The sequence below is a fragment of the Enterobacter sp. WCHEn090032 genome (assembly GCF_003986875.1).
GTDB classification, from domain to species: domain Bacteria; phylum Pseudomonadota; class Gammaproteobacteria; order Enterobacterales; family Enterobacteriaceae; genus Enterobacter; species Enterobacter sichuanensis.
Genome location: NZ_RXRN01000009.1, coordinates 155,700 through 180,755 on the forward strand (window position 1 = coordinate 155,700; position 25,056 = coordinate 180,755).

Annotated in this window: 25 protein-coding genes; 14 read left to right on the plus strand and 11 right to left on the minus strand. The window is 53.7% G+C overall.

Translation table 11 applies throughout. From position 1 onward, the window contains the following. Positions 1–51: 51 nt before the first annotated feature. The 5 genes from EKN83_RS10140 to EKN83_RS10160 all read right to left on the minus strand — a co-directional run bounded on the left by EKN83_RS10140 (position 52) and on the right by EKN83_RS10160 (position 5,058). Entirely contained in the window at positions 52–768 is a 717-nt protein-coding gene (locus tag EKN83_RS10140) for an ABC transporter ATP-binding protein (RefSeq protein ID WP_126800865.1), read from the minus strand. Next, positions 765–1,640, minus strand: a complete 876-nt coding sequence (locus EKN83_RS10145; RefSeq protein ID WP_025760169.1) for an ABC transporter ATP-binding protein — start codon at positions 1,638–1,640, stop codon at positions 765–767. The genes EKN83_RS10140 and EKN83_RS10145 overlap by 4 nt, the downstream gene beginning before the upstream one ends. Continuing rightward, positions 1,637–2,911, minus strand: a complete 1,275-nt coding sequence (gene livM / locus EKN83_RS10150) for a high-affinity branched-chain amino acid ABC transporter permease LivM (protein WP_126800866.1) — start codon at positions 2,909–2,911, stop codon at positions 1,637–1,639. Before livM ends, EKN83_RS10145 begins: the two co-directional genes overlap by 4 nt. An 11-nt stretch (positions 2,912–2,922) precedes the next feature. After that, the gene (locus EKN83_RS10155) at positions 2,923–3,837 is read right to left on the minus strand and encodes an ABC transporter permease subunit (RefSeq protein ID WP_025760171.1); all 915 of its coding nucleotides are present in this window, start codon (positions 3,835–3,837) and stop codon (positions 2,923–2,925) included. Between the two features lie 99 nt (positions 3,838–3,936). After that, positions 3,937–5,058 carry a branched-chain amino acid ABC transporter substrate-binding protein gene (locus EKN83_RS10160; RefSeq protein ID WP_023312277.1) on the minus strand — a complete coding sequence of 374 codons (1,122 nt, stop codon included), beginning with the start codon at positions 5,056–5,058 and terminating at the stop codon, positions 3,937–3,939. Positions 5,059–5,483: 425 nt separating this feature from the next. Here EKN83_RS10160 and EKN83_RS10165 point away from each other — a divergent pair, with 425 nt between their 5' ends. After that, entirely contained in the window at positions 5,484–6,152 is a 669-nt protein-coding gene (locus tag EKN83_RS10165) for a YecA family protein (protein ID WP_025760173.1), read from the plus strand. Positions 6,153–6,184: 32 nt separating this feature from the next. Here the strand turns inward: EKN83_RS10165 and tyrP are convergent, their stop codons facing one another. The 3 genes from tyrP to yecR form a co-directional block, all read right to left on the minus strand. Then, entirely contained in the window at positions 6,185–7,336 is a 1,152-nt protein-coding gene (tyrP, locus tag EKN83_RS10170; protein WP_312845066.1) for a tyrosine transporter TyrP, read from the minus strand. Between the two features lie 238 nt (positions 7,337–7,574). Beyond that, positions 7,575–8,072, minus strand: a complete 498-nt coding sequence (ftnA, locus tag EKN83_RS10175; RefSeq protein ID WP_126800868.1) for a non-heme ferritin — start codon at positions 8,070–8,072, stop codon at positions 7,575–7,577. Between the two features lie 202 nt (positions 8,073–8,274). Next, a complete protein-coding gene (gene yecR / locus EKN83_RS10180; RefSeq protein ID WP_045285646.1) occupies positions 8,275–8,613 on the minus strand; it encodes a YecR family lipoprotein in 339 nt (112 codons plus the stop codon). Between the two features lie 225 nt (positions 8,614–8,838). Between yecR and azuC the strand changes: the two genes are divergently transcribed. Then, positions 8,839–8,922 carry a stress response protein AzuC gene (azuC, locus tag EKN83_RS10185; RefSeq protein WP_088244265.1) on the plus strand — a complete coding sequence of 28 codons (84 nt, stop codon included), beginning with the start codon at positions 8,839–8,841 and terminating at the stop codon, positions 8,920–8,922. 97 nt (positions 8,923–9,019) lie between these two features. Continuing rightward, the gene (locus EKN83_RS10190; RefSeq protein WP_126800869.1) at positions 9,020–9,271 is read left to right on the plus strand and encodes a DUF2766 family protein; all 252 of its coding nucleotides are present in this window, start codon (positions 9,020–9,022) and stop codon (positions 9,269–9,271) included. Between the two features lie 40 nt (positions 9,272–9,311). Here EKN83_RS10190 and EKN83_RS10195 read toward each other — a convergent pair whose 3' ends face one another. Further along, positions 9,312–10,655 (minus strand): anaerobic C4-dicarboxylate transporter, encoded by a 1,344-nt coding sequence (locus EKN83_RS10195; protein WP_025760177.1) that lies wholly within the window; start codon positions 10,653–10,655, stop codon positions 9,312–9,314. A 156-nt stretch (positions 10,656–10,811) separates the two neighbouring features. Then, on the minus strand, positions 10,812–11,315 hold the full coding sequence (locus EKN83_RS10200; RefSeq protein WP_025760178.1) for a non-heme ferritin-like protein: 504 nt from the start codon (positions 11,313–11,315) through the stop codon (positions 10,812–10,814). A gap of 787 nt (positions 11,316–12,102) precedes the next feature. On the opposite strand from EKN83_RS10200, the gene araF reads away from it, so the two are divergent. The 5 genes from araF to otsA all read left to right on the plus strand — a co-directional run bounded on the left by araF (position 12,103) and on the right by otsA (position 18,058). Further along, a complete protein-coding gene (araF, locus tag EKN83_RS10205; RefSeq protein ID WP_014832433.1) occupies positions 12,103–13,092 on the plus strand; it encodes an arabinose ABC transporter substrate-binding protein AraF in 990 nt (329 codons plus the stop codon). 71 nt (positions 13,093–13,163) lie between these two features. Continuing rightward, positions 13,164–14,678: an L-arabinose ABC transporter ATP-binding protein AraG gene (gene araG, locus EKN83_RS10210; RefSeq protein ID WP_025760331.1), complete on the plus strand. Its 1,515-nt coding sequence runs from the start codon at positions 13,164–13,166 to the stop codon at positions 14,676–14,678. Between the two features lie 11 nt (positions 14,679–14,689). Further along, positions 14,690–15,679 (plus strand): L-arabinose ABC transporter permease AraH, encoded by a 990-nt coding sequence (gene araH, locus EKN83_RS10215; RefSeq protein ID WP_173651692.1) that lies wholly within the window; start codon positions 14,690–14,692, stop codon positions 15,677–15,679. 176 nt (positions 15,680–15,855) lie between these two features. After that, complete coding sequence (otsB, locus tag EKN83_RS10220) at positions 15,856–16,659, plus strand: trehalose-phosphatase (protein ID WP_126800870.1); 804 nt, start codon at positions 15,856–15,858, stop codon at positions 16,657–16,659. Next, complete coding sequence (otsA, locus tag EKN83_RS10225) at positions 16,634–18,058, plus strand: alpha,alpha-trehalose-phosphate synthase (protein ID WP_095450078.1); 1,425 nt, start codon at positions 16,634–16,636, stop codon at positions 18,056–18,058. Before otsB ends, otsA begins: the two co-directional genes overlap by 26 nt. A 17-nt stretch (positions 18,059–18,075) precedes the next feature. Here the strand turns inward: otsA and uspC are convergent, their stop codons facing one another. Next, positions 18,076–18,504 (minus strand): universal stress protein UspC, encoded by a 429-nt coding sequence (gene uspC, locus EKN83_RS10230; protein ID WP_025760335.1) that lies wholly within the window; start codon positions 18,502–18,504, stop codon positions 18,076–18,078. 795 nt (positions 18,505–19,299) lie between these two features. On the opposite strand from uspC, the gene flhD reads away from it, so the two are divergent. The 6 genes from flhD to cheW all read left to right on the plus strand — a co-directional run bounded on the left by flhD (position 19,300) and on the right by cheW (position 24,732). After that, positions 19,300–19,650: a flagellar transcriptional regulator FlhD gene (flhD, locus tag EKN83_RS10235; RefSeq protein WP_025760368.1), complete on the plus strand. Its 351-nt coding sequence runs from the start codon at positions 19,300–19,302 to the stop codon at positions 19,648–19,650. A 2-nt stretch (positions 19,651–19,652) separates the two neighbouring features. After that, entirely contained in the window at positions 19,653–20,231 is a 579-nt protein-coding gene (gene flhC / locus EKN83_RS10240) for a flagellar transcriptional regulator FlhC (protein WP_013096051.1), read from the plus strand. Positions 20,232–20,354: 123 nt separating this feature from the next. Beyond that, positions 20,355–21,242, plus strand: coding sequence for a flagellar motor stator protein MotA (gene motA, locus EKN83_RS10245; protein ID WP_008500417.1), 888 nt, complete (start codon positions 20,355–20,357; stop codon positions 21,240–21,242). Then, positions 21,239–22,168 carry a flagellar motor protein MotB gene (motB, locus tag EKN83_RS10250; RefSeq protein WP_025760369.1) on the plus strand — a complete coding sequence of 310 codons (930 nt, stop codon included), beginning with the start codon at positions 21,239–21,241 and terminating at the stop codon, positions 22,166–22,168. Before motA ends, motB begins: the two co-directional genes overlap by 4 nt. Positions 22,169–22,172: 4 nt before the next feature. Further along, complete coding sequence (cheA, locus tag EKN83_RS10255; RefSeq protein ID WP_025760370.1) at positions 22,173–24,209, plus strand: chemotaxis protein CheA; 2,037 nt, start codon at positions 22,173–22,175, stop codon at positions 24,207–24,209. Between the two features lie 19 nt (positions 24,210–24,228). Further along, positions 24,229–24,732: a chemotaxis protein CheW gene (gene cheW, locus EKN83_RS10260; RefSeq protein ID WP_014884351.1), complete on the plus strand. Its 504-nt coding sequence runs from the start codon at positions 24,229–24,231 to the stop codon at positions 24,730–24,732. The last annotated feature ends 324 nt before the right edge of the window (positions 24,733–25,056 follow it).

The following is a 25,056-nucleotide window of genomic DNA, read 5'->3' on the forward strand; positions in this document are numbered from 1 at the left end:
ACAGTGGCGGGCGATCTGTCGGGGCTGACGTCGAAAACCCGCATCCGCCAGTCACACCCCACCCAGATACGCCTTCCTCACCTCCTGATTCCCCAACAGCTCCTCGCCGCTGCCGCTCAGGCGGATCTGGCCGTTAACCATCACATACCCACGATCAGACAGCTTCAATGCATGGTGTGCATTCTGCTCCACCAGAAAAATGGTCATCCCGCTTTGGGCCAGCTCGCGCAGCGTCTGGAAAATCTGCTTCACGACAATGGGCGCTAAGCCCAGGCTGGGTTCATCCAGCAGCAGCAGTTTCGGACGGCTCATCAGCGCCCGGGCAATGGCTAACATCTGCTGTTCTCCGCCGGACATCGTCATCGCGCGCTGTTTACGCCGCTCTTTAAGACGAGGGAAGAGGTCAAACATGGTTTGCATATCGTCAGCGGCAAACTGGCTGCCGATGGGGATGGTACCCATCAGCAGATTCTCTTCCACAGTCATATCGGGAAAAATACGTCGCCCCTCAGGTGCCTGGGCAATGCCGCCGGAGGCGACGTAGTGGGTGGATTTATGGCTGATATCTTCACCACCGAACAGGATCTGCCCGCTGCGGATGCGGGGCTGGCCAAAGATGGACATCAGCAGTGTCGATTTTCCGGCGCCGTTTGCGCCGATCAGCGCCACGGTTTCCCCTTTTTTTACCTCCAGGGAAACCTGTTTCAGCGCCTGAATGACGCCGTAAAAAACATCCACCTCGCGAAAGGCGAGCAGCGGTTCGCTCATAGGGTGACCTCGCTTTCATCCGTGCCCAGATAGGCGGCAATCACCTTTTCGTCATGCTGGATCTGCGCGGGTTTTCCCCTCGCAATTACATCGCCGTGATCGAGCACAATAATGTCGTCTGAAATCTCCATCACCATCCCCATATCATGCTCAATCAGTAAAACCGTGATGTCATGGCGATCCCGCAGAAAACGAATAATGCTGCTCAGCTTATGCGTTTCAACCGGGTTAAGCCCGGCGGCGGGTTCATCCAGGCAGATCATTTCCGGCCCGGTGCACATGGCGCGCGCAATTTCCAGACGGCGCTGCTGACCGTACGACATCTCTCCCGCCAGGCGATTGGCACACTCCACCAGATCCACCACCTCCAGCCAGTAGAAGGCCCTGTCCAGGGCGTCGTTTTCCGCCCGGCGGTAGGCGGGGGTATTTAAGATACCGGCAAGCAGATTGCGGTTTACGCGCATATGCTGTGCGACCAGCAGATTTTCGACGACTGACATCTCGCGAAAAAGGCGAATGTTTTGAAACGTGCGCGCGAGCCCTGCGCGGTTGACCAGGTGGGTTCCGCCAAACATTTTGTAGAAAAGACGTTGCCCGAACCGGGCAGGGTTAATCCAGTCGCCTGGCTGGAATTTCTGTCCGAGTACCTGAATGACGTTGGTCGTTTTACTGCGGGTATTAAATAAAATGTTGCCGCCTGAGGCTCTGTAGAAGCCCGTCAGGCAGTTAAACACGGTGGTTTTTCCCGCCCCGTTGGGCCCAATAAGGGCGGTGATCGATCCGCGCTGAACGTCCAGATTGACGTCGTTTAACGCCTTAATCCCGCCGAAGTGCATCATCAGATGTTCAACGCGTAATATCGTTTCGTTCATGGCGCGACGCCCTTACGCACGGTATACCCGCTGCGGTTAATGCGGATTAACCCGCGAGGACGCCAGATCATCATCACTACCATCAGCATGCCAAACAGCAGGACACGGTACTCAGCGAAACTGCGCAGCAGCTCTGGCGTCACCGTGAGCACAAAAGCGGCCAGCACTACGCCCAGCGTCGAGCCCATCCCGCCCAGCACGACGATGGCGAGGATCAGCGCGGATTCAAAAAACGTAAATGAGGTCGGATTCACGAACCCCTGGTAGGTGGCGAAGAACACCCCGGCAATGCCTGCTGTCGATGCGCCCAGCGTAAAGGCCGACAGCTTGACCAGCACATGATTCAGTCCCATTGAGCGGCAGGCAATTTCGTCTTCCCGCAGCGCTTCCCACGCCCGGCCGATCGGCATCCGCGTCAGGCGGTGCTTGATATAGAGCACCAGCATCACCACCAGAAACAGCACCGCGTAGATAAAGATAAATTTCATATTCGGGTTGTAGGTCAGGTGGAAAAACTCGTGGAAGGGCACGCCCCCTTCTTTTGCCCGCCGACCAAATTCCAGACCAAAGAAGGTGGGGGGAGGGGCCGATACGCCGTTGGGCCCACCGGTGAACGTCAGCCAGTTGTTCAGTATCAGGCGGATGATCTCCCCGAAACCAAGGGTGACGATGGCCAGATAATCCCCGTGCATGCGCAGCACCGGGAAACCGAGCAGGGCGCCAGCGGCGGCGGCCATGATTGCCGCCAGCGGCAGCATGCTCCAGAAGCCTAAGCCGAGATACTGGTACCCCAGCGCCAGACCGTACGCCCCAATTGCATAGAACGCGACATACCCCAGGTCCAGCAGACCGGCCAGACCCACGACGATGTTCAGCCCCAGACCGAGAAGAACGTAGATCAGCCCGAGAATGGCGACGGTCAGTACATATTTGGTGGCGACAAACGGGAAGCAAATCGCAAGGGTAATGACCAGGGGAATAATCCAGCGCAGGCGGCTTTTGTACTCTGGCGGCCGGACATACACCCCCGCGCTGTCGGCCTCGAAGCGAGACTGGAAACGGGTGCCGGCAGGGGTAGCTAAAAACGCGCTTAACAGAAAACGCCCCAGCATCACGATGCCGACCATCCAGGCCAGACGCTGCCCGTCGAAGTTAAAGCGATATCCGTCCAGCACCACGCCCGCAATGGGACCGAAGATAATCAGCGCAATCAGCCCGGAAAAAATCGCGTCCAGAATGCAGCGTTTAAGAGAAAAAGCGTGCGATTCCATTTTATTCTCCCTCACACTTTGGCCACAATCGGGCGGCCAAGCAGCCCCTGGGGACGGAAAATCAGGATCATCACCAGCAGCCCAAACGAGAACACATCCTTATAGTCCGAGTTCACCATGCCGGAGAATTGCGCTTCCGCCACGCCCAGGATCAGGCCGCCGAGCATCGCGCCGGGCAGGGAACCGATGCCGCCCAGTACCGCCGCCGTAAAGGCTTTAATACCAATCACAAACCCGACGTAGAAATCAAAGGTGCCGTAATTCATGGTGATCAGCACGCCTGCCAGGCCAGCCATCGCCGCGCCGATAACAAAGACCAGCGAAATGATCCGGTCGGTATTAATGCCCAGGATGGAGGCCATTTTACGATCCTGCTGCACTGCCCGGCACATTCGCCCCAGCCGGGTATGGTTGATTATCCAGGTGAGTACCAGCATGCCGGTAAACGAGGCGAGCAGAATAAATACCTTGGTGTAGGTTATCTGAACGAACCCATCGCCCAGATGCAGACGAATAACGCCGTCCAGCATGGTAGGAACCCCTTGCTGGCGCGGGCCCTGGCTTAGCTGGGCGTAGTTTTGCAGGATAAGCGACATCCCGATGGCGGAGATCAGCGGGGCCAGGCGCGTGGAGTTACGTAGCGGCTTATAGGCAATGCGCTCGATAGTCCAGCCGTAAACCCCGGTGACCACAATGGTGAACACCAGCGTCCCGAGGATCAGCAGCGGGAACGACTGCAGGCCAAAGAAGGAGAGCAGCGCCAGGCCAATGGCGCAAAGATAGGCGGAAATCATATACACTTCGCCGTGGGCGAAATTAATCATGCCGATAATGCCGTACACCATGGTGTAACCGATGGCGATTAAGCCGTAGACGGAACCCAGCGTTAAGCCATTGATCAACTGTTGCAGGAAGAATGTACTCATTTTAGCGCGCTCGTTTTATAGGCTGCGCGAGCCGCGCAGCCTGATGTTTATTACGCGCCGGCAGGCGTGCCCGCCGGCGTTGAGCGTGACTCCGTCCCGTTACTGCACTTCCTTATATTTTCCTTTGTCGTCCCACTGGTAAACCACATAGTCAGAGACCTTCAGGTCGCCTTTGCTGTCCCAGGCTTTTTTGCCCATCACCGTGTCGACGGAATTGGCTTTCAGCCACTCGCTGGCTTTCGCAGAGTCTTTGCCGCCGGTGGCCTTGAAGGCCGCCGCTATCGCCTGTACGGAGGCATAAGAGTAAAGGGTGTAACCTTCCGGCTCGAATTTTCCGGCGCGGAATTTCTCGATAACCGCTTTACCGTCCGGGATCAGGCGCGGATCTTTCCCGAAAGTCATGTAAATGCCATTGGTGTACTGCGGGCCACCCGCCGCGGTCACCATCTCTTCGTTGACAATACAGTCCCCGGAGAAGAATTTGGCCTGTACGCCCTGTTCACGCATCTGGCGAACCAGCGGGCCGGCTTCCGGGTGACAGCCCCCGAAGAACACCACATCCGGTTTCTGCGCGCCAATCTTGGTCACCAGCGCGTTAAAGTCTTTCTCACCGCGCGAAAGCCCCTCGTACATCACATCCTGAACCCCGCGTTTCGCCAGCGCCGCTTTGGTGGCGTCTGCCAGACCTTGTCCGTAGGTGTCTTTATCGTGAATGATCACCACCCGTTTCGCTTTCAGCTTGTCGATGATGAAGTCGCTGGCTACCTGACCCTGCTGGTCATCGCGGCCGCACATGCGGAACATGTCGCTCATGCCGCGTTCGGTAATCAACGGGTTAGTCGAGCCCGGGGTGATGGCGATGATCCCCGCATCGCTGTAAACCTCGGAGGCGGGCATCGTGGAGGAGGAGCAGAAATGGCCGACCACGGCGTTGACTTTGTCCTGGTCAACTAAACGGTTGGCGACGGCCACGGCCTGCTTAGGCTCGCAGGCGTCATCTCCCTGAACCAGTTTGATCTTCTCACCGTTGATACCGCCTGCAGCGTTAATGTCTTCAGCGGCCTGCGTTGCGCCGTGCCAGTACTGATCGCCGTAGGTGGCATTGGGGCCCGTGAACGGTCCGGCCACGCCAATCACGATATCTGCCCTGGCGGAAAACGCCGTCACCAGGCAACCGGCCAACACGAGAGAAAGCGGAGTTCTGATAAATTTCAGCGACATTATTATGTTCCTTAGCAAAGAGGTTTTTGCACCACGGCGTAAACCCGAACGCCCGACGGTGCAGCCAATCCAAAACACGAGCAAGAACAAAATGCACTAAACGAACGAGATACAGACGGCATCCTGCAGAGTACGGCGAGGTTTCCCTGCGCAGCATCGCGCGAAGAACACTAAGCAAAAACGTTGCCAGAATGGTTAACCCATTGACGGGCTTGTGACATGTTTGAGTATAGAGCGCCGCGTTATGCCGCCTTGCGGGACGAGAAGAAATTACAGCGGAGATCACATATCGTTAACAATAAAGCCCATAAGTTGTGCAAAGGTCACGATTTGCACGTTTTTGCGGCAACAAAGACCTAAACTTCAGCCCGGAGAGGGGTGAGAGATGTGTTAGGATCGTTTTCTTTTTATCAGGAGTGTCAGCGATGACGGAAGGCCCATTAAATGAAAGCGAAATGGCGTGGCTTGAAGAGACATTAATGTCTTACGGTCATGATGATGCGTCCGTACTTGACGTGTCTGAACTGGACGGCATGCTTACCGCAGTGCTTTCCGGTCCTGTTGTCGTTGAGCCAGATACCTGGCTGGTGGCGGTATGGGGTGGCGAGAAGTACATTCCGCGCTGGAAAAACGACCGCGAGATGAACCGTTTTATCGATCTTTGCTTTAAGCATATGAACGATATTGCCGAGCGCCTGAGCGAATATCCCGACCAGTTCGAACCGATGTTTGGCTATAACGACGTTGACGGTGAGACCTATACCGTGGTGGAAGAGTGGTGCTACGGCTACATGCGCGGCGTGGCGCTGACGGACTGGTCAGCCTTGCCGGACGAGTTAAAGGCCGATCTGGATGTGATTGCGCTGCACGGTAGCGAAGAGATCGGCGGCGAGCTGGATGAGCTGACCGAAGAAGAATATGCAGCCAGCATTGAACGTATCCAGCCAGCTGCGCTGCGCTTGTATAACTACTGGGTGAACAACCCGCAGCAGCCGGAAGTGAAGAAGCCGATGGTAAATGGCACGAAGGTTGGGCGTAACGATCCATGTCCTTGTGGCAGCGGGAAGAAGTTTAAGAGCTGCTGTCTGCACTGACAAAAAAGGGGCTAATGATAGCCCCTTTATCGTTAACCCACTTCCGGCAGCATTCCCGCTGCAATCAATACCTGCACCAGAATAATCACCACCCCACAGCCAAACACAACGCACAGCAGCGGTTTCCCCCCAGCCACGCGGTATCCCTGTTGAGGATGCTGCTGGCGACTCTTCCACGCCAGCAGGGAAGGGAGGAGCAGGGCCAGAACCGACAGTGCCACCCCCGCGTACCCCAGCGCCATCACAAACCCGCGAGGATAGAAGAGGGCGAAGGCCAGCGGCGGCAGGAAGGTGATTGCCCCGGTCTGTAAGCGTCCGGCAGCGGTATTGCGGCGCTGGAACAGGTCAGCCAGGTAGTCGAACAGGCCGAGCGCCACGCCGAGGAACGAGGTCGCCAGCGCCAGGTCGGCAAACAGGTGTACCGCCAGCTCAACGTGCGGGGAGGTGACGACCTCCCGCAGCGCCAGCAGAAAGCCGTTCAGACCCGCATGCTGTGCCATCAGCCCAATAAAGGTTGAAGAGTCAATGCTACCCAGCGTAACCAGTTGCCAGAAAATGTAGGCAATAAGCGGGATCGCGCTGCCAATCACAAAGACGCGGCGCAGCTTGCGAATATCGCCGTTCATATAGCTGACAATGCTTGGCACGCTGCCGTGGAAGCCAAACGAGGTGAAAATCACCGGGATCGCGGAAAGCGCCAGCCCTTTTTCCAGCGGCAGCGTCAGCAGATTGACCTTATGAACATGCGGTGCCAGCAGGGCCAGCATGACAACCAGAAACAGAATTTTGGCGCTGAACAGGAAACGGTTAAACAGATCAACCAGCGATGTCCCTACGCAGACCACGCCGCCGCCGATGAGGGCAAAGAAGATAGCCCCTGTCGCCGGGGTAATGTCAGAGCCCAACCAGTCGTTAACGCTGGACGCGATCAATTCCCCGGCTCCGCTGATGTAAGCGGCGGTCAGGGCGTACATCAGGAACATCATGCTAAAGCCGGTTATCCACTGGCCGTAACGTCCCAGGTAGCGCGACGCAAGAGAACCCAGGCCGGTATCGGCGGGCACGTGCTGGTAAACCTCAAGCAGCAGCAGGGCGGTGTAACACATTAACGCCCACAGGGTGCCCAGCAGCAGCAGGGTCATGCCAAATCCCACGCCAGCGGCAGCCAGTGGCATGGCCAGCATTCCTGCGCCAATTGTCGTTCCGGCGACGATAAAAATACTTCCCAGGGTTCTGTTTTTCACGCTTTCCTCTACAACGACTCTTATTCGCGAATAAATCTGCGGCGCAGAGTAAGGCAAAAGCGGTAATTCGTCAAACCACCGTTACAAGGGGTGTAATGAAAGGTTTACGTATTGCGGTGTCATCAATTCGGGGGGAAGGTCAATAAACGCGGTGCCGGAAAACAGCACCGCGGTGATATTAATTTTGTGTATCGAGGGTGGAGAGTTCTTTATCAATAAAGTAGAGACCTTCGCCGGATTTACCCACCAGAGATAATTTATCCAGTACGGATTTAAACAGCTTCTCTTCTTCGTGCTGTTCTGCAACGTACCACTGCAGGAAATTAAAGGTTGGGTAATCCTGGCTGATCATTGCCGCATGCACCAGTTCGTTAATTTTCTGCGTGATCAGCTGTTCATGTTCGTAGGTGGCGCGGAACAGTTCATCGAGAGAATTATATTCAGCAAAAGGGGACGTCACGCTTTCAATGCGTGGCAGGCTGCCTGTATCGGTCAGATAATCAAACAGACGCTGCATGTGGGTCATCTCTTCCTGCGCGTGACGACGCAGAAATGCGGCTGCGCCTTCGAAACTGTGGTAGCTGCACCAGGCGCTCATCTGCTGGTAGAGCAGGGAGGAAAATAGCTCAAGGTTCATTTGTGCGTTGAGCTTGTCGATCATTTCAGTTTTCAGCATGGTGGCGCTCCGGGTTATTATTTCTGGTTCACAATGAGCGACACTATAATTTGTTATTTAATTATTTGCAAAACGTAAAATTATTATTTCTTTATTCAAAATACGAATGGGAATAAAACGCATTGACGATTTTAATATTTATTAATGAGAATTATTTTTGTTCTTAATAAAATAAGTTGCCAGCAGACGCTGGCAACTCTGATTAATACCAGGGATTGTTTGACTGAGGGTTAACGGCATAACCCATACATTTATACTGGATTGTCACGCTCTCATTCAGACACAACGAGCCGCTGATGAGGGTGCAGGTTTTGATGGGCTGACCATAGGCTGAGGCGGTGGCATACCCCATACGCTGACACGCTTTTGCCGCCGTACCGTTATTCACATACTCATCAGAATACGCATTTTGCAGTGCTGCCTGGCCGTAGTCGAGGCGGACGATGCCGTTTGGTGCGTCGAGGCTACTGACTTCAGCCTGGCGGGGGACCGTACACCCCACGAGCAGCAGGATTGCACCAGCTACAATGACTCTTTTCATGGTTCGCTCTGAGTGGATGGAAATACGTTATCGTACCCGCAGATGTCAGCTGCAATGGCTGGAATAGCCGGACAATCTGCCCTCTCTCTTTGCAACGGGTCAGGGATGAATGCATAGGCGCACAAAATCGTGATGCAAATCACAAAAACATTGATTTTTGTGATGATGGTCATATTATAAGCACGTTGACAATAAAGTTGTATAACAAGTTAATGGAGCATCATCGTGAAACTGCGCAAAATCCTGAAAAGCATGTGGACCAATTACTGCCGCACGTTTAAAGACGTGCCGCCGGGCGCCATGTTCTGATAAAAAAACCTGCTTCGGCAGGTTTTTTTATCTCTGCGGGAGATGAAAGGGGCCACGTTTTGTTACTATGGCGGCCTTTCAATAAGGAGAAAACCCCATGACTCAAAACCTGAGCGCCGATCAGGAACTGGTGTCTGACGTTGTCGCGTGCCAGCTGGTTATTAAACAAATCCTCGATGTTCTGGACGTGATTGCGCCGGTTGAAGTGCGCGAGAAGATGTCAACGCAGCTGAAAAATATCGATTTCACCAGCCATCCTGCTGCCGCTGATCCGGTTACGCTTCGGGCGATCCAGAAAGCCATCGCGCTGATTGAACTGCGATTCACGCCGCAGGGTGAGTCTCACTAAAGCGGAAAGGGGCGACGGAACCTGTCGCCCGTTGAAACCGTTAAAAGAAGGTCTGAACCAGCAGGTAGCTCGCCGCACACGCGCAGCTAACCCCAATCAGCCCTGGCAGAATAAAGCTGTGGTTGATGATAAATTTACCGATACGGGTGGTGCCTGACCGGTCAAAACCGATGCAGGCCAAATCGCTTGGATAGGTCGGCAGGACAAAATAGCCGTATGAGGCCGGGAAGAAGGCGATCAGCATCTTCGGATCGATACCCAGCATCAGACCCATAGGTGCCACCGCCGTCAGCGCCGCCGCCTGGCTGTTCACCAGTTTTGACACCAGAAACAGCACAATGGCATAGGTCCATGGGTGGCTTTTCACCACCCCTTCCAGCGCCAGTTTTAACTCGTCGAGATGTGCCTGGAAAAAGGTATCACTCATCCACGCCACGCCGAACACCGAAAAGATCGCGACCATACCCGCCTTGAACACCGCGCCATTAGATATGGCAGAGGCATTGACTTTGCAGGCCATCAGCATCACCGCGCCTGCAATAAGCATCATCATCTGGATGACCAGGTTCATCGACAGCGCCGTCATTTTGCCTTTCAGTTCAAAGGCGGGGCGTAATTCAGGGAACGCCCCCAGCAAAACGACCACGGCAATACCGGCAAAGAAAATCCACGTCGACCAGTAGGCTTGTTTGGGGAAACGTTGATTCAGTAACGTCTCCGTTCCGCCATAGATAAACTCGCGCTGCTTTGGATCCTTCAGTTTTTCCTGAAACTCCGCGTCATCAGCCAGCTCTTTCCCGCGGCGTAAACTCCACAGGGCCGCAATGGCCACGCCGAACAGTGACGCGGGAACCGACACGGCGAGGATCTCCAGAATGCCCCACGCGTGGCCGAGCCCATGCTGCGCCGCCAGGATGGAGACCAGTGACACCACGGCAACGGAAACGGGAGAGGCCGTAATCGCCATCTGTGAGGCGACCGATGCCACGGCCATTGGGCGCTCCGGGCGGATCCCTTTTTTCAGGGCGATATCCGCGATAATGGGGAACATGGTGTACACCACGTGCCCGGTACCGCACAGAAAGGTCAGCATCCAGGTGGTAAAAGGGGCAAGGAGGGTGATGTGTTGCGGGTGTTTGCGCAGCAAACGTTCAGCAAACTGCATCATAACGTTGAGGCCGCCCGCCGTTTGCAGGGTAGCCGCGCAACCAATCACCGCAAGAATGGTTAGCATCACGTCAACCGGTGGCTTACCCGGCTGCAGACCAAAGACAAAACATAAAATGAACAGACCAATACCGCTTATTAACCCCAGCCCCATCCCGCCGTAACGTGTACCTGTCAGCAGGCAGAGGAGAATGACAACAAACTCAATGGTGATCATACTGCTCCCTCGTCAATGATTATGTAACTAAATAAATCATTACACGTTGTGTGGTTAATCATTGGGAGCGAGATCTGATTTGTTAAATTTCAGCAAAAAGAGGAGGTTGGGGATAAGAAGGGGAACCTGCCCCCGGACGGGAGCAGGTTAAAAGACTCAGTGATGCTGCACCGCCACAATATCGAGCAGATGACGGTCGGTTTGCTCGGGGCATAACCCTGCCTGCTGCGCGTTATGGATCTCATCCGCCAGCGTCTTCAGCAGCATGCCATCCTGCTGCTGCTCTTTGTCCATATCGCGTAAGAATTTAAGCGTAGTAATGTCCTGCTGGGCTTTGGCTTCATCGGCCAGCTTGCTGAGCGTATTACAGCGCTGTTCATACTCGTCGAGCGTTTTCTGAAACAGTTCTTCCAGACAAGAGTAATTTTCGTTGATCCCATCAAGAGCTTTCACAACAGGATTTGCCCCTGCGGCTTTCAGGTAGTTAAAAACACGCATCATGTGCGTGACGTTACTTTGCGCCTGAGAGCGAAAGAATGTGGCAGAGCCCGTGAGACTGTTCTCGGCACACCATGCACTCAGGTGCAGGTGAAGATTAGAGGCATAGAACTCAAGGTTCATCTGCGCGTTAAGTTTTTGCATCATCGTTTGGGTAGCCATACTCATATCCTTATTGACTGTGGGACGTGATGTCCGTTGCTTAACCTGTGTGCCAGGCAAATACGAAGAAAAAAACAGAAATAGTCTTTCTGCAGTGACTAAAGTCGACCGAATTCACTTCCTGTGTTCGATATAAATAAGCATACCCTTGTCTTTGGTCTAAGAAAACTCTTAATTAGGCTGTGTTTACCATACATTACAAAGTTTAATATAGTACAGAAAGTCAATTAGCTCGCCATGAAATAACGTATAGTTAACCTTATGATAATAATTGTTTTTTGCTCATGTTATGCCTTGTTACTCTTCCGAAAATAATTAACTGGAATAATGCTCGGTGAAAAATACAAATACAGCTTAATTATTTTTAATTTATGCTGGCGGCGTAAAATTGAGTTAAATCAAATTTTGCAGAATAACGGTATCTCAGCTTCTCAGTTCTTCATGATCTTAAACCAGTTACCCGTTCGTTAACACGCCATGCGATTTTGCCTCCTAAAGGGCATCAGGGATTTCTTAGCTAATCTTATGGATAATCCTGCTTAACCCTTATTCATTTGTCAGACAAATATGCCCTTTTTTATGTCATTTTTCGCTGAATTTATGTACGCAATTACTGTAATTCTGCGGTGTGATGGGGCTCTCTTATGGATGATTAATTTCCCGCTAAAACTATCACCAGCAATAACGCTTATGACGAGGTAAGCGCTAATGCCTTGTTTTAAGTCCGATTAAATTAGAAGCACGCAAATATTCCCTACAGAAAAGAATGCTAAAGCTGGAGTTTACCATGCACAAATTTACTAAAGCGCTCGCGGCCATCGGTCTGGCTGCCGTTATGTCACAATCCGCTATCGCTGAGAATTTAAAACTCGGTTTTTTGGTAAAACAGCCCGAAGAGCCCTGGTTCCAGACCGAGTGGAAATTCGCTGATAAGGCCGGGAAAGATTTAGGTTTTGAGGTGATAAAAATCGCCGTGCCGGACGGTGAGAAAACCCTGAACGCCATCGACAGCCTGGCGGCCAGCGGTGCGAAAGGTTTCGTTATTTGTACGCCGGATCCCAAGCTCGGTTCGGCCATTGCGGCGAAAGCTCGCGGTTACGACATGAAAGTCATTGCCGTTGACGATCAGTTCGTTAACGCCAAAGGCAAGCCGATGGACAGTGTCCCGCTGGTGATGATGGCGGCGACCAAAATTGGCGAACGTCAGGGCCAGGAACTCTATAAAGAGATGCAAAAGCGTGGCTGGGATGTGAAAGAAACGGCGGTAATGGCGATCACCGCGGATGAACTGGACACGGCGCGTCGTCGTACCACCGGTTCAATGGATGCCCTGAAAGCGGCCGGCTTCCCGGAAAAACAGATCTACAAAGTCCCCACCAAATCCAACGATATCCCGGGCGCTTTCGACGCCGCCAACTCCATGCTGGTTCAGCATCCGGAGGTGAAACACTGGCTGGTGGTTGGCATGAACGACAATACCGTGCTGGGCGGGGTACGCGCGACGGAAGGCCAGGGGTTCAAAGCACCTGATGTGATCGGGATTGGCATCAACGGCGTTGACGCGGTGAGTGAACTCTCTAAAGCGCAGGCCACCGGTTTCTACGGCTCTCTGCTGCCAAGCCCGGACGTTCACGGCTATAAGTCCAGTGAAATGCTCTACAACTGGGTAACCAAAGGTGTTGAACCGCCGAAATTTACGGAAGTGACTGACGTGGTGTTGATCACCCGCGACAACTTCAAAGAGGAGCTGGCGAAAAAAGGACTGGGCGGTAAGTAATACGCGGTGATTGTGCCCCTCGCGCAGGGTGAGGGGCCTGACGTACACACTACAGGAATCACGGAGACGTTATGCGACAGTCTGATCCGTATCTCTCTTTTCGCGGCATCGGGAAAACATTCCCCGGTGTTAACGCGCTGACCGATATCAGCTTCGACTGCTATGCCGGCCAGGTTCATGCCCTGATGGGGGAAAACGGTGCGGGAAAATCCACACTGTTGAAAATCCTCAGCGGCAACTACACGCCAACGACCGGCACGCTGGCGATTCGCGGTGAAGAGGTGGCGTTTGCCGATACCACTGCGGCGCTAAACGCCGGGGTGGCCATTATCTATCAGGAGCTGCACCTCATCCCCGAGATGACCGTGGCGGAAAATATCTATTTAGGACAGCTTCCGCATAAAGGCGGCGTGGTGAATCGTTCGCTACTTAACTATGAAGCGGGGCTGCAGCTTAAACACCTGGGTCTGGATGTTGATCCCCAGACGCCGCTGAAATATCTCTCCATCGGCCAGTGGCAGATGGTTGAAATTGCCAAGGCGCTGGCGCGTAACGCCAGAATTATTGCCTTTGATGAACCCACCAGTTCGCTCTCTGCGCGTGAAATCGACAATCTGTTCCGCGTGATCCGCGAATTGCGTCAGGAAGGCCGCACGATTTTGTACGTTTCACACCGTATGGAAGAGATTTTTGCCCTGAGCGATGCCATCACCGTGTTTAAAGATGGGCGCTATGTGCGCACCTTTACCGACATGGAGCAGGTCAACCATGACCAGCTTGTTCAGGCGATGGTCGGACGCGAACTGGGTGATATTTATCACTGGAAACCACGCGAGTACGGGCCTGAACGCCTGCGTCTGGACAATGTGAAAGCGCCGGGCGTGAGAACGCCGGTTTCGTTATCCGTACGCAGCGGTGAAATTGTCGGACTGTTTGGTCTGGTTGGGGCAGGGCGCAGCGAATTAATGAAAGGCTTGTTCGGCGGAACCCGTATCACCGATGGACAGGTTTCCATTGATGGTGAGCGGGTGGATATCCAGAAACCGGCCCATGCAATAAAAGCGGGGATGATGCTCTGTCCGGAAGACCGTAAGGCGGAGGGGATCATTCCTGTGCATTCGGTGCGCGACAACATCAATATCTCCGCCCGCCGTAAGTTTATCCGCGCAGGCTGCCTGATAAACGATAGCTGGGAGTCGAGCAACGCCGACCACCATATTCGCTCACTGAATATCAAAACGCCGGGACCCCAGCAGCTGATCATGAATCTTTCTGGCGGTAACCAGCAGAAGGCCATTTTAGGCCGCTGGCTGTCAGAGGATATGAAGGTCATTTTACTGGATGAGCCGACCCGCGGGATCGATGTGGGGGCAAAACACGAGATATATAACGTGATCTATGAACTGGCAAAACGCGGCGTGGCGGTACTCTTCGCCTCCAGCGATCTGCCGGAGGTGCTTGGCGTGGCCGATCGCATTGTGGTGATGCGTGAAGGCGAAATTGCCGGTGAATTACTTCATGAACAGGCGAATGAACAACAGGCGTTGAACCTCGCCATGCCTAAAGTCAGCCAGGCTGTCGCCTGAGTAAGGAGTTAATGATGTCCTCTGTTACTACATCCGGAGTGCCGAAGTCGAAGTCGGCGTTGAGTGTGGGACGTATCTGGGATCAGTACGGCATGCTGGTGGTTTTTGCCGCGCTCTTCCTGGCCTGTGCGATCTTCGTTCCTAACTTTGCCACCTTCATTAATATGAAGGGGCTGGGGCTGGCCATTTCCATGTCCGGAATGGTGGCCTGCGGGATGCTGTTCTGTCTGGCCTCCGGCGATTTTGACCTCTCGGTGGCGTCGGTGATTGCCTGTGCTGGCGTCACCACGGCCGTGGTGATCAACATGACGGAGAGTCTGTGGATTGGCGTGCTGGCCGGTCTGTTACTTGGCGTTATCAGCGGTCTGGTGAATGGTTTTGTTATCGCACGTCTGAAGATTAACGCCCTGATCACCACCCTTGCGACGATGCAAATTGTCCGCGGGCTGGCCTATATCATCTCCGACGGTAAAGCAGTGGGGATTGAAGACGAGCGCTTCTTTACCCTGGGTTATGCGAACTGGCTGGGCCTGCCTGCGCCTATCTGGCTGACCGTCGCCTGCCTGATCCTGTTCGGCTTCCTGCTTAACCGGACCACCTTTGGCCGTAACACCCTGGCAATTGGCGGTAATGAAGAAGCGGCTCGTCTGGCTGGGGTGCCGGTGGTACGCACCAAGATTATTATCTTTGTGCTCTCAGGGCTGGTTTCTGCCGCCGCGGGGATTATCCTGGCGTCGCGTATGACCAGCGGCCAGCCAATGACCTCCATCGGTTATGAGCTGATCGTCATCTCCGCCTGCGTTTTAGGGGGCGTTTCCCTCAAAGGCGGCATCGGAAAAATCTCATATGTGGTGGCCGGTATCCTGATTCTGGGGACGGTAGAGAACGCCATGAACCTGCTGAATATTTCGCCGTTCTCTCAGTACGTGGTGCGGGGTCTGATCCTGCTGGCAGCCGTGATTTTCGACCGTTACAAGCAAAAAGCGAAGCGAACTGTCTGACCCTTTTTTCTCTCTTTTCTTGCTCAACTAATAACCATAGTTGACCCCTTAACCGGCCCGCCAGTTTTACTGGCGGGCCGGTTGTCAAATGGCGAGCGACGTCACACTGTCTATACTTACATGGCTATGAAAGAGGTAAAGGCGTTTACCTCTCGTAAACCGTAAGGAGGAAAAGGGTGGCTGACTCGTTAACCGCACCGCCTGTACTGCCCGGACATTATGCTTACTTTTTCGATCTCGACGGCACGCTCGCCGGGATAAAACCGCACCCCGATCAGGTGTCTATTCCGGAGGCGGTGTTACAGGATTTGCATCAGCTCTCGCGCATGAATGAGGGAGCACTGGCATTGATATCAGGGCGCTCAATGGCCGAGCTGGACATGCTCGCCAGTCCATACCACTTTCCGCTGGCCGGTGTACACGGAGCGGAGCGCCGCGACATCCATGATCAAACGCATATCGTTTCACTCCCCGACGCACTCACGCAAACGCTCCAGAAGCAGCTCTCTGCTGCGCTGGCTGACCTGCCTGGCACCGAGCTGGAAGCCAAAGGCATGGCCTTCGCCCTGCATTATCGCCAGGCACCGCAGCATGAAGAGGCTGTACTGGCCCTGGCTCAGTCGGTTGCAGATGCGCATCCGCAGCTGGCACTGCAGCCCGGTAAATGCGTCGTGGAGTTAAAACCAAAAGGGATCAATAAAGGTGCGGCCATTGCCGCGTTTATGGCGACACCGCCTTTCAAAGGGCGGACGCCCGTTTTCATAGGGGATGACCTGACCGACGAGGCCGGGTTTCGTGTGGTAAATCAGGCCGGAGGGATCGCCGTCAAGGTGGGGCCTGGTGACACTGTCGCCGAATGGCGGCTGGCGGATGTCGCCAGCGTCTGGCAGTGGATATCTGACATCGCTAACCAGCAACAACAACAAATAGCGCAAAACAAAGGGGGAAACCATTATGGGTCGCTTAGTCGTCGTCTCTAACCGAATTGCACCGCCTGATGATAAAAAAGCCAGTGCAGGTGGCCTGGCGGTAGGGGTATTAGGTGCCTTAAAAGCTGCTGGCGGGCTGTGGTTTGGCTGGAGTGGTGAAATCAGTGAAGAAGAGAAACCGCTAAAAAAGGTCACGCGCGGAAACATCACGTGGGCTTCATTCGCCCTGAAAGAGAAAGATTACGACGAGTACTACTCGCAGTTCTCCAATGCCGTCCTGTGGCCCGCGTTTCACTATCGTCTTGACCTGGTGAAATTCCAGCGTGAATCCTTCGAAGGCTACTCGCGGGTGAATGCGTTGCTGGCGGATAAACTGCTGCCATTAATCGAAGAAGACGATATTTTATGGATCCACGATTATCACCTGCTGCCCTTCGCCAGAGAGCTGCGAAAAAGAGGGGTAAATAACCGGATTGGCTTCTTCCTGCACATCCCGTTCCCGACGCCGGAAATTTTTACCGCGCTCCCGCCGCATGAAGAATTGCTGGAGGCGCTGTGTGATTATGATTTACTGGGCTTCCAGACTGAAAATGACCGCCTGGCGTTCCTTGATTCGGTGTCAGGTAAAGCGCGTCTGGTGACCAAAGGGGGCAAGACCCATACGGCGTGGGGGAAAACATTCCATACCGAAGTCTATCCGATAGGGATTGAACCTGACGAAATCGCAGAGCAGGCTGCCGGTCCGCTGCCGCCTAAGCTGGCGCAGCTTAAGAATGAACTCAAGCACGTCAAAAATATCTTCTCGGTCGAGCGTCTTGATTATTCCAAAGGGCTGCCGGAACGTTTCCTGGCGTATGAAACGCTGCTGGATAAATACCCGCAGCATCACGGTAAAATTCGCTATACCCAGATAGCGCCAACCTCGCGCGGTGAGGTTCAGGCCTACCAGGACATTCGTCATCAGCTGGAGACTGAAGCAGGGCGTATTAATGGGCGCTACGGCCAGCTGGGCTGGACGCCGCTCTTTTATCTGAATCAGCATTTTGATCGCAAGATCCTGATGAAGGTCTTCCGCTATGCGGATGTCGGCCTCGTCACGCCGCTGCGGGACGGGATGAACCTGGTCGCGAAGGAGTATGTTGCGGCTCAGGACCCTGCCGATCCTGGGGTGCTGGTGCTTTCCCAGTTTGCCGGGGCTGCAAATGAACTCACCTCAGCGCTGATCGTAAACCCTTACGATCGCGATGATGTGGCAAACGCGCTGAATCGTGCCCTGACGATGCCGCTCACGGAGCGTATTTCCCGCCATGCTGAAATGATGGAGACGATCCGTAAGAACGATATTAATCACTGGCAGGCGCGCTTTATTCAGGATCTGCGTGATATCGCCCCGCAAAGCCATGAAGGCTACCTGCAAAAAAAGATCGCGACTTTCCCTAAACTCGCCTGATTTTATACCGGGGGGGGTTAACGCCCCCCAAGCGGCACTAACAACACATCAACCTGGCTTGAGGCGACAATAGATTTTGCCGCGCAGGCCGCGCGCGATAAAAAGCTGTGGTTGTGATTTCCGCATATCACTAAATCAATATTCTGTTTACGACACATATCCAGAATATGGGCATTAAGTTCGCCTGTCGCTATAACGGTTTCATAAACAGGATATTGTGCCTTTTCGACCAGCTCACGCAGAAATTGCTGCGTTTCCTCCTGCAGAACCTCACGAATATCCTCCAGCATCGGGGCTGCCAGCTGATTGTACATCTCGGGCTCGGCCGCCAGTGTTATAAGACTGATACGCGCATTGTGGGGTCTGGCAATCGAAACGGCCCGGGCGAGGAGTTGATGGCTTTCGGGAGAAACAGCAACAGAAACAAGAAGATGGGAGTAACTCATGGCGCACTCCTTAGGTGTCTGACAGACAGCGTGTGATCACCATTACCGCGATTTGCCTGGATCTGCAAGAGCGGATTACGACATTAGTGTGAACCTTATCATAATTATTCATTAATTATTCTTATAAGAAGAATAACTGAAAAATGGCCCTAAATGAAAAAAATTAACAACTTAACGTAAATCACACAAATGCACCTTTTCTCTGTTTAATCATTCTTACCCGTTACAAAATCATTTCGAATAGTTTCTGTATGAAACGGTGTTTTTAAGCCGTTTTTATAACTCTATGTTTTTTCACGGTAAGAAAAATGTGTCACGCAGAGGTGTCTGGCGAGAATGTTTCAGACAGACGCCCGGGACAGAGTAAGCACGTTACGTGCCAGTTCTTTTAAGCCTTCTGCATGAGTATTCGTCATTAAAGAATACAAAATAGTTCCAAATGGGCAATAAATGAACAAATTACAAGTCATACTGATGGATTTATGGGTCAAATTCACTTAAATTGTGTGACGTAGATCACATTTTTTTTAAATTTGAGGGTGGCTGGATTGTATGTGGCAAAACTGACGAGTAGAGTTTGCGTCGAATTAGGAAAAATCTTAGTTATTTGTAAGAAATGATAAAACACGTAAGGGACGCATTCGCGATTTCTCTCTTACGCGTTTCAGTGAATACAAACCTAAATTCAACTATGCATTTAGCCTTTTCTTTTTTATACCGGGTGATTTCCCGGCGACATCACGGGGTGCGGTCTTTCCGCATAAAAATAATAGTTGGTTATTCGGGATGGGAACAATGCATACATCCGAGTTGCTAAAACATATCTATGACATCAATTTGTCGTATTTACTGCTCGCGCAGCGTTTGATTAGTCAGGACAAAGCGTCCGCGATGTTTCGTCTGGGTATTAACGAAGAAATGGCAACCATGCTGGGTGGTTTAACCCTCCCACAGATGGTTAAACTGGCTGAAACGAATCAACTGGTTTGCCAGTTCCGTTTCGACGATGCGCAGACCATCACGCGTCTGACCCAGGAGTCCCGCGTTGACGATCTTCAGCAGATCCATACCGGTATTCTTCTTTCCACGCGCTTGCTTAACGAAATCAGCCAGCCTGATGACGTAGCCCGTAAGAAAAGGGCCTAGCAATGAGCGAGAAAAGCATTGTTCAGGAAGCGCGTGACATACAGCTGGCGATGGAGCTGATTACACTGGGTGCTCGTTTACAAATGCTTGAAAGCGAGACTCAGCTCAGCCGTGGTCGTCTCATCAAGCTGTACAAAGAGTTACGTGGTAGTCCCCCGCCAAAAGGCATGCTGCCGTTTTCTACCGACTGGTTTATGACATGGGAGCAGAATATTCACGCGTCCATGTTCTGTAACGCCTGGCAGTATCTTCTCAAAACCGGTTTGTGTAGCGGCGTTGACGCCGTGATCAAAGCGTACAAACTTTACCTTGAACAATGCCCACAGCAGGAAGAAGGCCCTCTGCTGGCGCTGACCCGCGCATGGACGCTGGTGCGTTTTGTTGAGAGCGGAATGCTTGAACTGTCGCGCTGCAACTGCTGCGATGGCAATTTTATTACCCATGCTCATCAGCCTGCAGGCAGCTTCGCCTGTAGTTTATGTCAGCCTCCATCCCGCGCAGTAAAAAGACGTAAACTTTCCCGGGATGCTGCCGATATTATTCCACAACTGCTGGATGAACAGATCGAACAAGCTGTTTAACCCGAACGTGTGGGAAAGATTCCAGCAGCGGTAAGCAATTACCGCTGCTTTTTTTTACCCCGCAAACGGTAAACGCTGCGAGCTGGACGTCCTTGCCATAGTCACTAGCGGAAGGATGATGTCGTGCTTATCTTATTAGGTTACCTGGTAGTTCTCGGTACAGTTTTCGGCGGTTACATGATGACCGGCGGGCACCTTGGAGCACTCTATCAACCGGCTGAACTTATTATCATCGGCGGTGCAGGGGTAGGGGCTTTTATCGTTGGTAACAACGGTAAATCGATCAAGGGGACGCTGAAAGCTATTCCATTGCTGTTCCGTCGTTCGAAATACACCAAAAGCATGTATATGGACCTGCTGGCACTGCTCTATCGCCTGATGGCGAAGTCGCGTCAGCAGGGGATGTTCTCGCTTGAACGGGATATCGAAAACCCGAAAGAGAGCGAAATTTTTGCCAGCTATCCGCGTATTCTTGCAGACGCCATGATGCTGGATTTCATCGTCGATTATCTGCGACTCATCATCAGCGGCAACATGAACACCTTTGAAATCGAAGCGCTGATGGATGAAGAGATTGAAACCCACGAAAGTGAATCTGAAGTGCCGGCCAACAGCCTGGCGCTGGTGGGCGACTCCCTGCCGGCATTCGGTATCGTTGCTGCGGTCATGGGGGTGGTTCACGCTCTGGCGTCGGCAGACCGCCCGGCAGCCGAACTGGGTGCGCTGATTGCCCACGCGATGGTGGGCACCTTCCTCGGTATCTTGCTGGCGTACGGCTTCATCTCTCCACTGGCCAGCGTCCTGCGCCAGAAGAGCGCGGAAACCACCAAAATGATGCAGTGCGTGAAGATCACGCTGCTCTCTAACCTCAACGGTTATGCGCCACCGATCGCGGTTGAATTTGGCCGTAAAACGCTTTATTCCAGCGAGCGTCCGTCGTTTATCGAGCTTGAAGAACACGTGCGTGCGGTGAAAAACCCAAACCAACAGACGACAACTGAGGACGCATGAAAAACCAGTCCCATCCGATCGTCATCGTAAAAAAACGCAAGCACAAGGGCGGGGGTCATGGCGCACACGGCTCCTGGAAAATCGCGTACGCTGACTTTATGACCGCAATGATGGCATTCTTTCTGGTGATGTGGCTCATCTCCATCTCCAGCCCGAAAGAACTGATCCAGATTGCCGAATATTTCCGAACGCCGCTGGCGACGGCGGTGACCGGTGGGCCGCGTATCTCTAACAGCGAAAGCCCAATCCCCGGTGGGGGCGATGATTACACCCAGCAAAAGGGTGAGGTGAAAAAAGAGCCGAACATCGACGAGCTGAAAAGAAAGATGGAGCAGGCGCGGCTGAAGAAACTGCGTGGCGATCTCGATCAGCTGATTGAAGCGGATCCGAAGCTGCGCGCATTGCGCCCGCACCTGAAAATCGATCTGGTGCAGGAAGGGCTGCGTATTCAGATTATTGATAGCCAGAACCGCCCGATGTTCAAAACCGGGAGCGCGGAAGTTGAACCGTATATGCGCGATATTCTGCGGGCCATTGCTCCGGTGCTGAACGGCATTCCTAACCGCATCAGCCTGTCAGGACACACGGATGATTTCCCGTACGCCAGTGGGGAGAAGGGATACAGCAACTGGGAGCTTTCTGCCGATCGTGCCAACGCCTCGCGTCGCGAGCTGGTGGCCGGTGGGCTTGATGATGGCAAGGTACTGCGCGTGGTCGGCATGGCAGCAACCATGCGCGTTTCCGACCGCGGGCCGGATGACGCCATCAACCGTCGTATCAGTCTTTTAGTGCTGAACCAGCAGGCGGAGCAGGCCATCCTGCATGAAAACGCCGAAAGTCAGAATGAGTCACTGGACGATTTAAAACAGCCTGGGGCCGTTCCTTCGGCTGCCGTTCCAACATCGCCACCAGCCAATCCGAGGTGATAGCGTGAGCATGGATATTAGCGATTTTTACCAGACATTCTTTGATGAAGCCGACGAATTGTTGGCCGATATGGAGCAACACTTACTCGATCTGGTGCCCGAAGCACCGGACTCCGAGCAGCTCAATGCCATCTTCCGTGCGGCGCATTCCATTAAAGGCGGAGCCGGAACGTTTGGATTTACCATCCTGCAGGAGACCACCCATTTAATGGAGAACCTGCTTGATGAAGCACGACGCGGTGAGATGCAGCTCAATACCGACATTATCAACCTGTTTTTGGAAACCAAAGATATTATGCAGGAACAGCTCGACGCCTATAAAAGTTCGGCAGAGCCTGATGCCGCCAGCTTTGAATACATCTGCAATGCGCTGCGCCAGCTCGCGCTGGAAGCGAAAGGTGAGGTTGCCGCAGCCGTGGTGCCGGCCGCAAAGCTGAGCGTTGTCGATGCGGTTGCCGCACCTGCGTCTGCCCCTGCCGACGCACCGGCGGGCAAACTGCGCGTGGTGCTGTCACGCCTGAAAGAAAATGAAGTCAACCTGCTGGAAGAAGAGCTGGGTAACCTGGCGAAATTAAGCAACGTGGTAAAAGGTAAAGACAGCCTGGCTGCGACGCTGGATGACGGTATCAGTCAGGACGACATCGTGGCGGTGCTGTGCTTTGTGATTGAAGCCGACCAGATTGCCTTTGAAACCGAAACTGCTGCGGTTGAAGCCCCAGCTGCAACGGAAGAGGTGGCGGTCGTCCCTCAGGCGGCGGCCCCGGCTGTTGCGCCTGCGGCCCCGGCATTAAAAGCGGTGCCAAAAGAGACTGCCGCGCCGGGCCGTGGTGAAAAACCTGCCGCGCGTGCCAGCGAGTCAACCAGTATCCGCGTTGCGGTTGAGAAGGTCGATCAGTTGATTAACCTGGTGGGCGAGCTGGTTATCACGCAGTCGATGCTGGCGCAGCGTTCCAACGAACTGGACCCGGTTACGCACGGCGACCTGATTACCAGCATGGGTCAGCTGCAGCGTAACGCCCGCGATCTGCAGGAATCAGTGATGTCCATCCGTATGATGCCGATGGAATATGTCTTCAGCCGCTTCCCGCGTCTGGTCCGCGATCTGGCCAGCAAGCTGAATAAACAGATTGAACTGACCCTGATGGGCAGCTCAACCGAACTCGATAAGAGCCTGATCGAACGCATCATTGACCCGTTAACGCACCTGGTGCGTAACAGCCTCGACCACGGTATTGAACTGCCGGAAAACCGCATTGCTGCCGGGAAATCCCCGGTCGGGAATCTGATCCTCTCTGCGGAGCATCAGGGCGGAAACATCTGCATTGAAGTGACCGATGACGGCGCGGGCCTTAATCGCGAGCGCATCCTGGCAAAAGCGATTTCGCAGGGGATGGCGGTTAGCGAGAACATGACTGATGAAGAAGTGGGGATGCTGATCTTTGCCCCGGGCTTCTCTACCGCAGAGCAGGTGACCGACGTCTCCGGGCGCGGCGTCGGCATGGACGTGGTGAAACGTAACATCCAGGAGATGGGCGGCCACGTTGAGATCCAGTCTAAACAGGGTTCCGGCACCACCATTCGCATCCTGCTGCCGCTGACGCTGGCGATCCTGGACGGCATGTCAGTCAAAGTGGCGGACGAAGTCTTTATCCTGCCGCTGAACGCCGTGATGGAATCCCTGCAGCCGCGTGAGGAAGATCTGCATCCGCTGGCGGGCGGCGAGCGCGTTCTCGAAGTGCGCGGTGAGTATCTGCCGCTGGTGGAACTGTGGAAAGTATTTGAAGTGGACGGGGCGAAGACAGAGGCCACGCAGGGTATCGTTGTGATCCTGCAAAGTGCGGGCCGCCGCTACGCGCTGCTGGTTGATCAGCTGATTGGTCAGCACCAGGTGGTGGTGAAGAACCTCGAAAGCAACTACCGCAAAGTGCCGGGTATTTCTGCCGCCACCATTCTGGGTGATGGTAGCGTGGCGCTGATCGTCGATGTGTCGGCGCTTCAGGGATTAAATCGTGAACAACGTGTGGCGTACACAGCCGCCTGATTAAGTAGAAGGTAATAACATGACCGGTATGAGTAATGTAACGAAACTGGCGGGCGAGCCATCAGGGCAGGAATTCCTGGTATTCACTTTAGGCGATGAGGAGTACGGCATCGATATCCTGAAAGTGCAGGAAATCCGTGGTTATGATCAGGTTACCCGCATCGCTAACACGCCTGCTTTTATTAAAGGTGTCACCAACCTGCGCGGCGTGATTGTGCCTATCGTTGATCTGCGCGTGAAGTTCAGCCAGGGCGACGTTGACTACAACGACAACACCGTGGTGATTGTCCTGAACCTGGGGCAGCGCGTGGTGGGTATTGTGGTGGACGGCGTCTCTGATGTGCTCTCCCTGACGTCGGACCAAATCCGCCCTGCGCCGGAGTTTGCAGTCACGCTGTCGACCGAATATCTGACCGGTCTGGGTGCGCTGGGTGAGCGTATGCTGATTCTGGTGAATATTGAGAAGCTGCTGAACAGTGAAGAGATGGCGCTGCTGGATATCGCGGCGAACCATGTAGCGTAAGTTAATGCAAAACGGCAACCCAGGTTGCCGTTTTTTGTGTTTGCTTCCTCTCCCTTCGGGGTGAGGGAGCAAACACAAAATAATGTCTGCTCCGACGACCCCCTCTCCCTTGAGGGAGAGGGCTGGGGTGAGGGGGAACATACGGCTCTGGTGGACATTCCGTTCACTTTATGTTCCTTGCTACTCTGTAACGGCATGACCAGTGAACGTGCCAGGGCGGCTCAATCGCCACCGCCCTGGCGACCCGGGCTCCCGGCGGTAAGTCGCCGCTTCGCGGTACCCTCAGCTTATTCCTCCAGGCTATCGGGTCGGGCATGAGCCTGC